This window comes from uncultured Campylobacter sp. (assembly GCF_905373215.1).
In the GTDB taxonomy this organism is placed as follows: Bacteria; Campylobacterota; Campylobacteria; order Campylobacterales; family Campylobacteraceae; genus Campylobacter_B.
Map to the genome: position 1 here is coordinate 158,393 of NZ_CAJPRT010000001.1, position 15,259 is coordinate 173,651.

General features: G+C 43.4%; 9 protein-coding genes, 1 tRNA gene and 1 pseudogene. 10 read left to right on the forward strand and 1 reads right to left on the reverse strand.

The window, feature by feature from the left end:
* Positions 1-160: 160 nt before the first annotated feature.
* The 4 genes and pseudogenes from QZ176_RS00770 (at position 161) to ilvD (ending at position 7,760) form a co-directional block, all read left to right on the forward strand.
* Positions 161-2,471 (forward strand): annotated as a pseudogene (locus QZ176_RS00770) (DNA methyltransferase).
* Between the two features lie 6 nt (positions 2,472-2,477).
* Positions 2,478-3,209 (forward strand): DUF4145 domain-containing protein, encoded by a 732-nt coding sequence (locus QZ176_RS00775; protein ID WP_295150339.1) that lies wholly within the window; start codon positions 2,478-2,480, stop codon positions 3,207-3,209.
* A 1-nt stretch (position 3,210) separates the two neighbouring features.
* Positions 3,211-6,036: a DEAD/DEAH box helicase family protein gene (locus QZ176_RS00780; RefSeq protein WP_295150341.1), complete on the forward strand. Its 2,826-nt coding sequence runs from the start codon at positions 3,211-3,213 to the stop codon at positions 6,034-6,036.
* 50 nt (positions 6,037-6,086) lie between these two features.
* Entirely contained in the window at positions 6,087-7,760 is a 1,674-nt protein-coding gene (gene ilvD, locus QZ176_RS00785) for a dihydroxy-acid dehydratase (RefSeq protein WP_295150343.1), read from the forward strand.
* Positions 7,761-8,312: 552 nt separating this feature from the next.
* Here ilvD and QZ176_RS00790 read toward each other — a convergent pair.
* Entirely contained in the window at positions 8,313-9,578 is a 1,266-nt protein-coding gene (locus tag QZ176_RS00790) for a 3-isopropylmalate dehydratase large subunit (RefSeq protein ID WP_295150345.1), read from the reverse strand.
* Positions 9,579-9,675: 97 nt separating this feature from the next.
* Here QZ176_RS00790 and QZ176_RS00795 point away from each other — a divergent pair, with 97 nt between their 5' ends.
* The 6 genes from QZ176_RS00795 (at position 9,676) to QZ176_RS00820 (ending at position 15,028) form a co-directional block, all read left to right on the forward strand.
* A complete protein-coding gene (locus tag QZ176_RS00795) occupies positions 9,676-10,200 on the forward strand; it encodes a nitroreductase family protein (protein ID WP_295150348.1) in 525 nt (174 codons plus the stop codon).
* 5 nt (positions 10,201-10,205) lie between these two features.
* Positions 10,206-11,528: an NFACT RNA binding domain-containing protein gene (locus QZ176_RS00800; protein ID WP_295150351.1), complete on the forward strand. Its 1,323-nt coding sequence runs from the start codon at positions 10,206-10,208 to the stop codon at positions 11,526-11,528.
* A gap of 49 nt (positions 11,529-11,577) precedes the next feature.
* A complete protein-coding gene (locus QZ176_RS00805) occupies positions 11,578-12,342 on the forward strand; it encodes a phosphatidate cytidylyltransferase (protein WP_005872778.1) in 765 nt (254 codons plus the stop codon).
* Positions 12,336-13,421: a 1-deoxy-D-xylulose-5-phosphate reductoisomerase gene (gene dxr, locus QZ176_RS00810; RefSeq protein WP_295150356.1), complete on the forward strand. Its 1,086-nt coding sequence runs from the start codon at positions 12,336-12,338 to the stop codon at positions 13,419-13,421. Before QZ176_RS00805 ends, dxr begins: the two co-directional genes overlap by 7 nt.
* Positions 13,422-13,605: 184 nt before the next feature.
* Positions 13,606-14,562, forward strand: a complete 957-nt coding sequence (locus QZ176_RS00815) for a DUF3137 domain-containing protein (RefSeq protein ID WP_295150358.1) — start codon at positions 13,606-13,608, stop codon at positions 14,560-14,562.
* A gap of 390 nt (positions 14,563-14,952) precedes the next feature.
* Positions 14,953-15,028 (forward strand) — tRNA-Val (locus QZ176_RS00820).
* Positions 15,029-15,259 lie beyond the last annotated feature (231 nt).

Below are 15,259 nucleotides of genomic sequence, written 5' to 3' on the forward strand. Positions count from 1 at the left end.
TCAAAAAAGGCTATACGCGCGCGCCGCACTCCGCTCGTTAGTAAGAGCAACTGAGCTAAAATAGTGTTACATTCTGCTTGACAACAACTGTTTCAAAACTAGGTATTTAAAGCTATCCGTAATTTAAAAATAGTTATAATTCAATTAAAAAGGCTTGTATATGGATTATAAAAAAGCATTTTATTCGAAACTAGAAGATTGCTACTTGGGTGTAAAGATCAAAGATGCGAAAGATAAAAGCGGTTTTGGTAATCTTTTAAACATAAAAGAGCGATACTTTGAGCATATTAAGCAAATTTTAGATAAGCGGATTCCGTCAACGGACGATTTTGACGAACACGAAATTTATAACAAGCTTTACACGTTTTTCGACAGTTATCTAAACGAAACAGGTACGCCGTTTTTTACCGATACGCCGATTTATAAAAATATCTACGCTAAAATTTACTCAAATTCTAAAGACACGAGCCTATTTTATAAAACACAAAATTTATACTACGTAAAATCGGACGTTATTTATAAAAGTATGACGCTAAGCGATGAAAACGCTAAATTTGCAGTGGAATTTAACGCAGACGAGTTTCGCCGCTCAAGCGATAACGTAAAATTAAAGCTAATTTTTAAATTTGCGGGATTAGACCAAGGTGCGAATTTACGGATACAAACTCCGCTAATCAAAATAAACGTAACGAATCAAAGCGAGCTATTTAAGGACTTAAAAAGCGTTTTTAAGCAAGGAAGTGGTGAATTCACGGACGATTTTTTAAAAGAGCTAAAAGGGCTCAAAATTGACAAAGACGAGCTAAAAAAGATTTTACGTAGCTATAAAAAGCAAAACGAAGTGGATTTTTTTATACATAAAGACGCCGAGAATTTTTTGAAAGAGCAGTTTGAGCTATGGATGTTTAGCCATCTCTACGGCGATAGCAAGACGCATAAGAGGCAGTCTTACGCGATTGAGAGATTACAAAAAATCCGCAATATCGCATTTGAGTTAATCGAAATCATCGCCAAATTTGAAAATGAGCTAAAAGCGATCTGGCTAAAACCGAAATTCGCCAAAAATACTCAATACGTTTTTACGCTAGATTTAATCCCTAATTTCGATGTTTCGCTCGTTACCGACAAGCAAATTGCCGAGTGGAAAGAGTTAAATTTAGTCGACGTTAATTTCACCACCGATACCTTAAAAACAGAATTTGAAAAGTTTAAATTTCTACCGCTCGATACGAAATTTTTAAGCGATAAAAATAGACTGGATTTGCTTAGCAGGTTTGAAAATCTAGACGAAATTTTAAACGGCGAGCTCGTAAAATCGGACAATTTTGCCGCACTAAATACTCTGATGCCTCGTTATAAAGGTAAAATCGATCTCATCTATATCGATCCGCCGTTTAACACGGGCTCGGACTTTGAGTATAAAGACCGCTTCCAAGATGCGACGTGGCTGACGTTAATGCAAAATCGCTTAGAGCTAGCACGTGAAATTTTAAGCGATCGCGGGAGCTTTTATTTACACCTTGACCACAATGCAAACTATATGGGACGAATGCTGTTAAATGAGACGTTTGGTAAGGATAAATTTATAAATGAAATTATTTGGAGTTATCGTAGCGGCGGAGCTTCAAAAAATGAGAGCATGCCAAGAAAACACGATAATATTTGGCTATACTCTAAAACAGATAATTTTGTCGTCAAGCCTCTATATGAAATACAATACTATGATGTAAATTTTATGGGCAGTTGTAGTCAGGATGAAAATGGAAAATTTTATGTAAATACTCTTTTAAGAGATGTACTTGAGGGTGATATTAAAATAAATAAAGATGGAAAAACACAATTATATAGTGTTAAACCTGTATTAAATTTATCATCGGAACATTTAGGATTTGGTACACAAAAACCAGAGGGACTCTTGTCGCTCCTTTTTGAAATAGCAAATACTGATAAAAAATCCATCATTTTAGACTATCACTTAGGCTCTGGTACGAGCGCGGTAGTCGCTCAAAAGCTAGGTCGCAAGTGGCTAGGCGTGGAGATGGGTGAGCATTTTTACAGCGTGATTATCCCACGTCTTAAAAAGGTGCTCGCAGGAGTACAAAGCGGCATCAGTAAAGACGCGGACTATCATGGCGGCGGAGCGTTTAGATATTTTGAGTTAGAAAGCTACGAAGAGGCGCTGAATGAATGCGAATACGCGCTAGATGAGAGTGGCGTGATAGATTATCGTAAATCGCGCAAGCTCATAAAGGAGCTAAATAAGGGAGAGAGTGTGCCTTGATATGGACGGATACAGGGGCGAATTTGACATTTTTTTGAGTTATTCAAATTTAACTGGCACGAAAATCAAGCGAATTTACGCAAATAACGGCGTAGAATGCGCGGAATTTGAGGATGGCGAAATAATGCAAAAAGACGACATCGATATGGCAAAATTCCCTAAAATTCGCGATTTAATTTGGTGGGAGTAAGATAAAATGAGTGAAAATATTTCTATGGCATGTCCGCATTGTAGAGTTGTTGTAAATTATAGAATATTTAATTCAAATATTGCTTTAAGCGGTATAGAAAATTTATTAGATGAACTAGAAAAATATATGGAAAGAACAAGAAACAATTATCACCTAAATAGCGATACGGAAACATTAATAAAAGATAAATTTATCGGTAGTATCAAGAATTTAATAAATTTAGAAAATAATAAGGAACTAAATAGGATTGATATTGATACTTGTCCATCTTGTAAAAAAATAATAGTTTGGCTGGATAATGAAGTGATCTATCCAAAGCCTGTTTTAACGCCGCCTCCAAATGAAGATTTGCCGCAAGATATAAAAGATGATTATGACGAAGCTGCCAAAATTTTACAAGATTCGCCGCGCGGTTCTTGTGCCTTATTGCGACTTGCTTTACAAAAACTTTTATTAAGCATAGGACAAGATAGAAATTTAGATAGAGCTATACAAGATTTAAATGAAGGTAACGCTATAGATGACGATATACAAAAAGCAATGGATAGCGTAAGAATAGCCGGAAACAATTCGATTCATCCTAATAAGCTAGATATTGATTTAAAAGATAATAAGGAGTTAGCAATTCAGCTATTTAAAATAATAAACTATATAGCTAACTATATATTAACTAAAAGACGTGAGATAGAAGAAATGGCAAATAAATTGCAAATTTCAAGTAGAACGATAAAGAGATAAAATGAAAATCTTGACCGATAAACTAATCCTAGCCGAAATTTTAAAAGAGCGAAATTTGAGCGCGGAAGCAGACGCTCTAAATTTGAGCGATTTTTCTAAATTTAAGCTCACCGATTACCAGCAAAGCGCGGTAAAAAGTGCGCTAAAAATCTTAGAGTTTTATTACGCAAGCCATCAAATTCGAGGTGGCGATAGTGCAAATTTACACAGTTCAAATAATCAAAGTAAATTTAGCGAGTGCGAAATTTTGCTTGAAAATTATCGTAAATTTGGCGCAAATTTAAATACATATGAGATTAATCGCGCCAGTTTTTGGATGGCGACGGGAAGTGGAAAAACGATCGTAATGATAAAGCTTATTTGGGCGATTTCGCGACTTATTAAGCTTGATATTTTGCCTAAAAAGCCGATTTTGCTTCTTGCGCCGACCGAACAGATTTTAAGCCAATTTAAAGAGCGAATAAATGAATTCAATCGCTATCAAAATGAGCAAATATACGCGCGCGATTTAAAAGATTTCGAGAGCGCGAATTCCGGGCTAAATTTATATGATACGACGCTTTTTATCGCCCGTAGCGATTTACTGGAAAGTGCCGAAAACACGAGTAAAAAAGATGCAGGCAAAAGGCTAGATTACGCAAATTTTAAAAATGAAAACGGCTGGTATATTTTGCTAGACGAAGCGCATAAAGGGGACAACACGGATTCCGTGCGAAAAGGCTACATAAATGAACTGGCAAGCGGTAAAAAAGACGAATTTCCTCGCGGATTTATCTTAAATTTTAGCGCGACTTTCACGGACGAAATTGATCTAAAAACCTGCGCATTTAACTATAATTTACAAAAATTTAACGACCAAGGCTATGGCAAAAATATCGCGATATTTGAAAATAAGCTAAATTTAGATGATTTAGAGCAAATTTTGCAAAGCTTTATAATCTTTACGTCGATTAAAATTTCAAATCGCCGAATTTCGCGAAGATTATCAGATACCCTTTATCATGCGCCGCTAATCATCGCTGTATCGGATAAAGTAAATACGCAGGATGCCGGTATAAAACAGTATTTTGAGGCTATTTGCAAGGTGCTAACAAACGACGTAGATGTCCCTAAAATAGTTGAAAATTTAGTCCAAATTTTAAATCAGCTTGAATTTGTTTTCGGCGGCGAGAAAATTGGCGATGAATTTATAAAAATAGTTAAAAATATAGATGCAAAAACTATGCGCAAAGAGCTATTTTACGCACAAGGTATTTCAAGTTTAGAGGCTTGTATAATCAAAGGCAATGATAAAGAGGTAGCATTTAAAAGTAAAAATGCCGGTAAGCCTTTTATGTTACTAAATATCGGCGACGCCAAAGGCTGGAAAAAAGAGTATCTAAACGAGCTTGGCGTGCAAAGTGAAATCGATGTAAATAGCGGTTTTTTCGCACATATTAACGAGCGAAATTCTCCGATAAATATAATGCTTGGAAGCAAAGTTTTTAGCGAGGGCTGGGATAGTAACCGCGTAAATTTGATAAGTTTTATAAATATAGGCTCGCGCTCGGCAAAAAAATACGTAACACAAACTATAGGACGAGGCGTTAGAATCGAACCTTTTAAAAACGAACGGCGACGTTTGCAATACACAAGTAAATTTGCAGCTTTGGAATTTGATGAAAAAGAGAGGTTAAAAGAGCTTGCAAGCGGTCTTGAAACACTTTTTGCTTTTGCTAGTGACCCGAAAGCGATAGAGGCTATTTTGAGCGAATTGGAGCAATTTAAAACCGGCGAAATTTTAAAAGGTTTTAAAAAGTCGCAGACAATCAAACCGTTGCTTTTACCCCAATATGAAGACGAAATCGGTGAAGCAAAGCCCTATGTAATTTCGCACTCCGATTATGAAAATTTAAACAAGTTTATAAACTCTTACGATTTGGACGTTTTACTACTTAGCTCGGAGTTAAAAAGTCCCGATTTAGGGCTTAGCACAATAAATAAAACGCTTAAAAAAGACGAAAAATTTATAAAAATTAGTGGAGCGACCGAAAAATTTCAAAACCCGAAATTTGCACTATGCGAAATAGATAAATTCCGTAAATTTAAAAGTAAAAAATTAAAAGGTTTTAAAGAGGTTGAAAATGAAATTTCTCATTTTACAAAATTTAGCACGACGTTTGACAAAGACGAAATATCAAAGATTAACGAAGCGATTTTAAATTTATTGAAATCTAAAAGTAAAGATGAGTTAAAGGTCGATCTTAACAACGGTGAAATCACGCTTGACGAATTTATAAATTTAATTGAAGATAGTAAAAAAGAGTGCGAAATTTTAGGCTTTAAGTTAGATGCTAATTTGGCTCGCCATTACTATAATCCACTTGTGATAGATGCCGATAATAAAGCGCAAATAGTATATGCAATAAGCGAAAAAAGCGAGATAGAATTTTTGAAAGATTTAAAGACCGGTCTAAATGCGCTTGACGGCTTTGAATGGAATTTTTGTAAAATAGTTCAAAACGTAGATTCAATTTACGTGCCGTATTTTGATGAAGAAGAGCAAATTTGGCGTAAATTTTATCCCGACTTTATATTTTGGCTAAAACAAGATGAGATTTACGAGATAGTTTTCGTCGATCCAAAAGGCCTAAAACACGGCGAAGGTGCGAGATTTAAAGCAAATGGGTTTGAAATGATTTTCGGCGGTAAAAATTTAGAATTTAATGACAATAAAATTATTGTAAAACTCGCCTACTACAATAAAGACCCGCACATCCCACAAGGGCTTGAAAAATATGTTTTTTCAAGCATAAATGAAATTTTCAAAGTCCAGCGGAAAATTTAGTTTTATTTAGTTACAATCGGCACGAAAAATTTAATTAAAAAGGATCAAATTTGAGAAGCGACATCATCAAAAAAGGCTATACGCGCGCGCCGCACAGAAGCTTGCTAAGAGCGACCGGACTAAAGGACGAGGATTTTGAAAAGCCCTTCATCGGCGTAGCAAACAGCTTTATCGAGATCATCCCGGGGCACTTTTTCCTTAACAAATACTCTGAAATTTTAAAAGACGAGATCCGCAAAAACGGCTGCGTGCCGTTTGAGTTTAACTGCATCGGTGTGGACGACGGCATCGCGATGGGTCATGCTGGGATGCTTTATAGCCTGCCTAGCCGCGAGCTGATCGCAAACTCGATCGAAACGGTGATGAACGCGCACGCGCTAGACGCGCTCGTGTGCATGCCAAACTGCGATAAAATCGTGCCCGGCATGGTGATGGGCGCGCTTCGCGTAAACGTGCCGACGGTTTTTGTTAGCGGCGGTCCGATGAAAAAGGGCTACACCAAAAAAGGCGAGCCGATAGACCTTGCGACTGCGTTTGAGGCGGTGGGTAAATTTGAAACCAAAGAGATCAGCGCCGAGGAGCTGCGCGACATCGAGTGCGCCGCCTGTCCGAGCGGGGGCAGCTGCTCGGGGATGTTTACGGCAAACTCGATGAATACGCTATGTGAAGCGATGGGTATCGCGCTAAAAGGCAACGGCACGGTGCCCGCGCTTACGCCTGAGCGCGAGGAGCTTATCAGGCAGGCGGGGCGACGAATTTGCCAAATCGCGCTCGATGAAAAATACAAAATCCGAAATATCGTGAACGAAAAATCGATCCAAAACGCCCTGGTAGTCGATATGGCGATGGGCGGCAGCAGCAACACCGTGCTGCATATCCTAGCTATCGCACGCGAAGCGGGGGTAAATTTACAGATCGCAGGGCTCAACGAGATCAGCCGAAAGATCGCTCACATCGCCAAAATCAGCCCGAGCCTGCCAAACGTGCATATGGAGGACATCGACCGCGCTGGCGGTCTAAGCGCCGTGATAAATGAAATTTCGCGCCGCGATAACGGGCTACTGGGGCTAGATGCGCTAACGGTAAGCGGCGAAAGCCTGGGCAAGCGCGTCGGAGCTAGCGTCATAAAAGACGAATCCGTTATCCGCAAGGTCGAAAACGCCTACTCGCAGGTCGGCGGGCTGGCGGTTTTGTTTGGAAATTTAGCCGAACAGGGCTGCGTCATCAAGACCGCGGGCATCATCGGCGAACGTAAATTTAGCGGCAAGGCGGTCTGCTTTAACAGTCAAGACGAGGCGATAGAGGGGATCTCAAGCGGCAAGGTAAACAAAGGCGACGTGGTCGTCATCCGCTACGAAGGGCCGCGCGGAGGCCCAGGTATGCAGGAGATGCTAAGCCCGACGAGCCTAATTATGGGGCGAGGGCTGGGCGCGGACGTGGCTCTCATCACGGACGGTAGATTTAGCGGCGCGACGAGAGGGCTAAGCGTCGGGCACGTGAGCCCCGAAGCTGCCGAGGACGGCATGATCGGATTGCTAGAGGACGGCGACGTCATCGACATCGACGTGGATACGTACGCGATCAACGTGCGCCTAAGCGAAGCCGAAATCGCTGAACGCAGAGCTAAATTTAAGCCGATCGAAAAACCGCTGCCGTACCGCTGGCTGCGAATGTATCGCAAGCTAGTAACGAACGCTAGCAACGGAGCGATTTTGGAGGCGTAGAATACCTTAAATTTTAAACATACCGCTGTAATTTTGCTCAAATTTACGGCGGTTTTGTTAAATTTACGCGTAGGCTTTCGGCTCTAAATTTTAAAATTTAACCTAGGCGAACGCTTGGTACTTATCAATGTAAGTGCCAATGGGATATCTGTTTGAAATTTTACTTATTACGCAAACAAGCCGAGCGAAGCGGAAACCTAAATTTAAACTCTGCACGTCAGCATTTTTAAGCATAAATTTTTACTCTAGCGCACTTGTTAGAGTAAAACTCTGCCAAGTAGAATTTCAAAATTTACGTGATTACGCCGATAGTGGCATTTAAAATCCGCAAGGTTTTAATAACAAAGCCTCGCGGTGGGTGAAAGCGGAATTTATAATGAAGAAATTTTGTAGATGACGAGGTGAAATTTTGCCGCAAAATTTCAACAACAAAACCAGCCGTCCTCACCATTTTTTATACTCGCCAAGCTTTACGACGCTATCGAATTTTGTATTTTATCCCTCAAAATTTACGACGCAAGCGAATTAAAAGTAAAAGGTGGCTTACTAAACCTACAAATCCCTCGGATCGGCGATCTTGCCTGCGACGGCGCTAGCTGCGGCGACGGCGGAGTTTGCTAGATACACTTCGCTTGTTCTGTCGCCCATGCGGCCGATGAAATTTCGATTAGTCGTGCTTACGCAGCGCTCGCCCACGCCCAAAATCCCCATATATCCGCCCAAGCACGCGCCGCAGGTCGGGTTGCTCACGACTGCGCCCGCCTCGACGAAAATATCCCACAGCCCCTCTTTTTGCGCGGCTAAGGCGATCTTTTGCGTCGCAGGCGTAATTATGAGGCGAGTTTTGCGCGCGACCTTGCGACCTTTTAAAATTTGCGCCGCGATCCGCAGATCGGAGAGCCTGCCGTTGGTACAGCTGCCTATAAAGACCTGATCGACGGCGATATCATCGCGCACCGCCTCGCGCACGCTCTTGCCGTTGCTGGGCAGAAACGGATATGCGATCACCGGATCAAGCTTGCTCACGTCGATCTGCAAAATTTGCTCATAGTTCGCGCCCTCGTCGGAGTAGTGAAATTTCGGCTCGGCGCGCAAATTTTTATCTGCCAAAAATTCCTTCGTGATCTCATCGACCGCGACGATACCGCTCTTGCCGCCCGCTTCGATCGCCATATTGCAAAGCGAAAATCTGCTATCCATATCCAGGTACTCCAGCGCGTCGCCGCAGAACTCCAAAGCCTTATAGCGCGCGCCGTCCACGCCGATAAGGCGGATCACCTCTAAAATAAGATCCTTGCCGTAGATGTGCGGCGCGGGCTTGCCGCGAAAGATCACTTTGATCGTAGGAGGTACTTTGAACCAATTTTTGCCCGTTATCATCGCAAAAGCAAGATCGGTGCTGCCCATACCGGTCGCAAAGGCCCCCAGCGCGCCGTGGGTACAGGTGTGGCTATCCGCGCCGATGATGACGTCGCCGGGCACTACGAGCCCTTTTTCAGGCATCAGCGCGTGCTCGATACCCATATCCTTTTCGTCGAAATAGTTTTTCAAATCGTGCTTGTAAGCAAACTCGCGTGAAATTTTAGCTTGATTTGCACTTAAAATATCCTTCGTAGGGATGTAGTGATCCATCACGATCGCAAAGCCGTCCGGATTGGCGAGCTTTTTCGCACCGCTAAGCTCGAACTGCTTGATCGAAATCGGCGTCGTGATGTCGTTGCCGATGACCATATCGATGGCGCTTTCGATGATCTGTCCCGCAAAAACCGCCTCGCCCACGTGCTCGCTAAAAATTTTCTCCGTGATCGTCTGCTTCATAAAATCTCCTTCGTATCGGTTAAATTTGCGCGATTTTAGCTAAAAAATCATAAATTTTTGCAATTTTATGTATAATTGAGCCGCAAGGAGCGAGACGATGGAAATTTTAGATATTTTTGCAAACCGCAGAAGCGTAAGAAAATACGCGCAGGGACCGCTTGAGGACGAGGCGCTGGATAAAATTTTAAAAGCGGGCCTGCTTGCGCCGTCGGGACGCGCGCTCTGTCCGTGGGAGTTTATCCTCGTGCGCGACAAACGGATGCTTGAGCGGCTAAGCGCGTGCCGCGCAAGCGGAGCGGATATGCTAAAACAGGCCGCGGCCGCGATCGTCGTGATCGCAGATACGCAGAAGCAGGACGTCTGGATCGAGGATTGCTCGGTGGCGCTAGGCTACATGCACCTTGCCGCAAGCGCGCTAAATCTCGGCAGCTGCTGGGTACAGGTAAGGCTGCGCGCCGCCGCGGACGGACGCAGCTGCGAGGAGTTTTTGCGCGAGGCGCTGGGCTTTCCGCTAAATTTTAAAGCAGAAGCGATACTAGCCCTCGGCGTGCCGCAACAGCGCCCGAGCCCTCACGATCTGCAGAAGTTAAATTTAAGCAAAATTCACAAAGAGAAATTTTAACGCGTATGAAGTATCAAAATTTAATTCAAATTTGCGAGTATCTACGCGCCAAACGCTTCCTTTCGCACATTAAGCGCGTAGGAGATAACCTCTTTAAAGTCTGCTTTGACGGCAATGAGACGCTGTTTTTTGATATGAATAAATCGGGCTGCAATATCCACGAAAATGACGCTTTTACCGAAGGTAAGGTTTACGCGGCGCCCTTTGACGTGCTACTTGCCAAGCGCTTCGTAAAATCGCGCATCACTTCCGTTAGCGTGCCAGAAAATAATAGAATTTTATGCCTTAGCGTAAGCCAAAACGCAAGCTACAAAACCCAAAGCTCAAATATCTACTTCGAATTTACCGGGCGATTTACCAACGTAATAATCACCGATGAAAACGATGTGATTTTAGAGGCGCTGCGGCACTTCGAGACGAAATTTAGACAGATTAAGGTAGGAAGAAAACTCCGCCACCTACCGCCTGCAAATATTAAAGAAGCCCCCGTGCCAAAAATTTCGGACTTTAGAGCATTTTTTCACGCGGAATTTAACGCGCTAAATGCAGATCGCTTAAACTCGCTCAAATCAGCAAAAATCACGGCGCTAAATAAAAAGCTAGACTCGGTGCGTGAGGCTTTAGGCTCTTTGCAAAGCAGCGCCGAACTACTGCGAAGCGCCGAGCTTTTAGGTGCGAAAGCTGCCTTGCTAAAGGAAAATATCTATAAAATTCCAACTAGCGCGCGAGAATTTACGCTGCAAAAAGAAGACGCCGAAGCGGTAGAATTTAAGCTGCAAAAACCTGCAAGCACCACTTTGGGCGAGCTTTACTCCGAGGCAAAGCGTCTGCGCCAAAAGGCTGCAAATATACATATCGAAGAGCAAAATTTAAAGGAGAAACTCGCGTTTTATGAGAATTTAAAATCGCTCATTCTTGCCACACAGGATGCACACGAGATCGAAATTCTAATGCCTAAGCGCACGCAAACTAGGCAAAAAAGCAAGGAAAAAAATAGCGAATATGTAGCGAGCTTTTATCTCGGGGGTTTTAAAATAAGCGTCGGTAAAAACGAAAAAGGCAATGAGTTCTTACTAAAAAATAGCTCCAAATCCGACTATTGGTTTCATCTTAAGGATATTCCAAGCGCCCACGTCATCGTAAAGACAAATAAACAAAGTCTAAGCGAAGAGGTGATCGAATTCGCCGCTAAAATTTGCGTTAGCTTCAGTGCAAGCGGCAGCGGAAAATATCTCGTCGATTACACCAAACGTCAAAATGTCAAAATCAACGAAGGTGCTTTCGTAAACTACGTAAATTTTAAAACAATCAGCGTTTTAAAGCCGTAATAAGCGAGCTTGCAGTATAATTATTCAAAATAAATTCCAAGGAAATTCTATGAAGCAAAGAATAATCACGGCAAGCATTTTACTCGCCGTATTTTTAGCTCTAATTCTTATAAACGCCAGGTGGCTAAATTTCGCCGTATTTGCGCTGATACTCGTGCTTGCATTTTTTGAAAGCCTCAAGTTATGGGGTCTGGAGGAAACTAGCAAAAAGTGGCTCGCGCTAGCAATCGCGTTTTTTGCGCTGCTACCATTTACGCAGACCGATGAGCCTTTCGTCTCAGCACTAAAAGTTAGCATCCTGATGATCCTATGCGTCGCCTCTGTCGTGGCCTTTACCAAGGGCCCTAGCCTAAAGATCACGCTTCCTTTTATCTATCCCGTTGCGCCGATATTTTTTATGTGGGCGGCTTATGATGATTTCGGGGAAGTTTTTCACTTCGTTTGGCTGATCTTTATTATCGTAGCTAGCGATAGTGGCGCATATTTTATCGGTAGAGCCTTTGGCAAAACTCCGCTAAGCGCTAGCTCGCCGAATAAAACCGTAGAAGGCGTGCTAGGTGGTCTTGCACTCGCGCTTATAGTTAGCCTCATTTATGCGCGCATCTTTACTAATATGCCGCCGCTTGAAATTTTAGGAAAAACCATCATCATAGCAATTTTTGGCGTGTTTGGCGATCTGTTTGAGAGCTACCTAAAACGCGCGGCGGGTCTTAAAGACAGCGGCGCGCTCTTTCCCGGACACGGCGGGATCTTAGACCGCATCGACGGCTATATGTTCGGCGCGATCGCGATGGCGATAGTCTATTCATGGTAGTTTTAGGCTCTACGGGCTCTATCGGCACAAACACCCTAGACGTAGCCGCTCGCAGCGGCAGTATGATCGAAGCGCTTAGCTGCGGGCGCAATATCAAGCTTTTAAACGAACAGATCGCAAAATTTCATCCAAAGCTCGTCTGTATCGCAGACGCGCAGCAAAAAAGCGAGGTAGATCACGAGCGCGTATTTTGCGGCGCGGATGGAATTTTGCAGATGCTTGCGGAGTGCAAAAGCACGACCGTGGTAAACGCTCTCGTAGGCTTTGCGGGCATGATGCCCAGCCTAAAAACCCAAGAGCTCGGAAAGAGGCTCTGTCTAGCCAACAAAGAAAGCCTGGTCGTCGGCGGGAAATTTCTGCAAACGGATAAAATTTACCCGATCGACAGCGAACATTTCGGACTGAAATTTTTACTTAGCAACGCCAAAACCCCCGTTTCGCGCCTAATCATCACGGCTAGCGGCGGCGCGTTTTACGACGTGCCGCTAACGCAGCTGGGCTCGCTCACGCCGCAAAACGCCCTCAAGCACCCCAACTGGAAGATGGGCGCGAAGATCACGATCGACAGCGCTACAATGGCAAATAAGCTCTTTGAGGTGATCGAGGCGTTTTGGCTCTACGGCACGCGCGAGATCGATGCGCTCATCGAGCGCACCTCGCAGATCCACGCGCTGGTCGAATTTGCAGACGGCTCTACGACGGCGCACATTAGCAGGGCCGATATGCGCCTAGCCATCGCGCACGCGATGTTTAGCGGCGACGTACGGGAGCAGATCGCCGCGCCCGTAGATCTGTGCGCGCTGCGACCGATAGAATTTAAGCCGATTGACACGATGAAATTTCAAATTTTTACCCTCAAGGGCGCGCTGTTAGCAAACCCCGATCTCGGCGTCGTCATCAACGCCGCGAACGAAGCGGGCGTAAATGCGTTTTTGCAGCAGCGGTGCCGCTTCACCGACATTGCGCGCGTCGTGCTAAAGTGCGCGGAGAAATTTAACTCGCCTAGCGTAACGGACGCGGAAGCGCTTGCGGCGGTGGATGCGAGCGTGCGAGCGTATGCAAACGAGCTGCTTAAATAAGTTTTTTAATCACGGGATTTATACTGCAAGTTAAGCTTGGCGGCAAATTTCACTGCGCGCAGCTCGCGCAAGTAGCCGTAAAATTTAGCGGCTCTAAACAGCGTGCGCCTATTGCGCCGTATCGGGCGCAGATTTACGCCGTGCCGCAAGGTGTGCCATTAAATTTAACAAATAGAGGTTGGCCGTGGATATTAAAACCGTCATAGATTTAGAAAAGCAGCGCAAACGGCTTAAGAAAAGTCGCAAGCTTTGGAAAATTTTAAGTTATCTAGTAGCGTTTGCGGTTTTCGGTCCGATTCTTGCGCTCTCACTGATAATCATCTTTCTCGATTTTCCCAAACTCGATCTCGGCGTAGAAAGTTTATTTCTTTTAGTCGCGTCTATTTTAGCAATAATCAGTACGAGGGACGAATTTTACGAGTGGATTTTTGAGCGCAAAACCGAGCGATTTTTGATGCGCTACAAAGAGCTTTATCTCAAGCCCTATATCGAAAGCCTGGGCTTTTCGTATAAAATGGGCGCGCTTTTTCAGGAAAAAGAGGTAAGAGCAAGCGAGATATTTGGCGGATTTGATAGATTTCGCGCGGATGATCTGGTTTACGCGAACGTGGACGGCGTGGATTTTATGTTTTGCGACATAAGGCTGGAAAAGGACGTCAGCAGGGGAATTTCATCCTTTTTTAAAAAGAGACACTTTAAATTTTTTGAGGGACCCTTTTTCGTGGCAAATTTTAATAAAAAAATCTGCTACGACGTTTTTGTTTTCTCGAATACGACACTGCCGCCGTCTGAGTTGCGGCACAAACTACTGGGTGGTCGCGAAATCCCGATAGATAACGCGGACTTCAATAAAAATTTTACGATTTATGCAAACGACGCAATGACGGTTATGTATGTTCTGACGCCCATGCTAATGGAGAAAATTTTATCTCTTAAACAGCTCGTGAAATCGAACATCTCGCTGAGCTTCAAGCAAAATAAAATTTACATCGCGATAGCTCGCGGCGCGGATAGTTTCGAGCCGAGCTTGGATCAGCCGATACTCAATGCTCGCATCGCAAAGGATATCAAAGCGGATCTGGATGCGATGCTGCAAATCGTAAAAATTCTAAAGCTAAATGAAAAAATTTGGACGTCTTAGCTGGCGCAAGGCAGAGCGGGCAAGCGGGCGAAATAAGACAGGGCAAGGCAAGGCGGACGAAATAAAACAAGGTAGCAAAACAAGATAAATGTAGAGTAAGGCGGGCGAGACGGAATGCGACGAATAAGGCGCGCCGCGCAAATGCGGATGGAATTCTGCGCGAAATTCCATAGTAGCGACTAAACCCTACGCAGAATTTAGCCAGAATTTTACGTCGCGATGAAATCTCCTGCAGAATTCCGGCGAGGGCAATATCGTGAAATTTCGCGTAGAATTCGACGGCGTTTTACGTCGCGGCGAAATCTTGTATAGAATTTCGACGGAATTTTACGAAAAATTAAAATTTGCTTGCTATTGAGAGATTTTTTTGATATACTGTCGTTTCTTTTTGGCCCCGTAACTCAGTTGGTAGAGTGTCACCTTGACATGGTGGAAGTCGTTGGTTCGAGTCCAATCGGGACCACCACTTAATCTACTTTTAAGTTTAAATCACTTCTTTTTACTTTCTGCTTAAGTTTTTTTCAAATTTTAATCCACTTTATTTTCGCGTTCACGCACAGCACCTGTCTTAAATTTAGTTATTCCAACATTTTTCATTTTTATTTTAGATATAATTTTTCCCGAAATACTATGAGATCGATTAAGCGATCAATGAGATGAATTTTTATCGGCAACCGATTAAATTTAGAAAGGAGTG

What these genes read in the sequence shown, in the direction of transcription:
- QZ176_RS00775 (WP_295150339.1), top strand. Translation starts at nt 2,478, where the DNA reads ATGAGTGAAAATATTTCTATGGCATGTCCGCATTGTAGAGTTGTTGTA.
- QZ176_RS00780 (WP_295150341.1), top strand. Translation starts at nt 3,211, where the DNA reads ATGAAAATCTTGACCGATAAACTAATCCTAGCCGAAATTTTAAAAGAG.
- QZ176_RS00790 (WP_295150345.1), bottom strand. Translation starts at nt 9,578, where the DNA reads ATGAAGCAGACGATCACGGAGAAAATTTTTAGCGAGCACGTGGGCGAG.
- QZ176_RS00795 (WP_295150348.1), top strand. Translation starts at nt 9,676, where the DNA reads ATGGAAATTTTAGATATTTTTGCAAACCGCAGAAGCGTAAGAAAATAC.
- QZ176_RS00800 (WP_295150351.1), top strand. Translation starts at nt 10,206, where the DNA reads ATGAAGTATCAAAATTTAATTCAAATTTGCGAGTATCTACGCGCCAAA.
- QZ176_RS00805 (WP_005872778.1), top strand. Translation starts at nt 11,578, where the DNA reads ATGAAGCAAAGAATAATCACGGCAAGCATTTTACTCGCCGTATTTTTA.
- dxr (WP_295150356.1), top strand. Translation starts at nt 12,336, where the DNA reads ATGGTAGTTTTAGGCTCTACGGGCTCTATCGGCACAAACACCCTAGAC.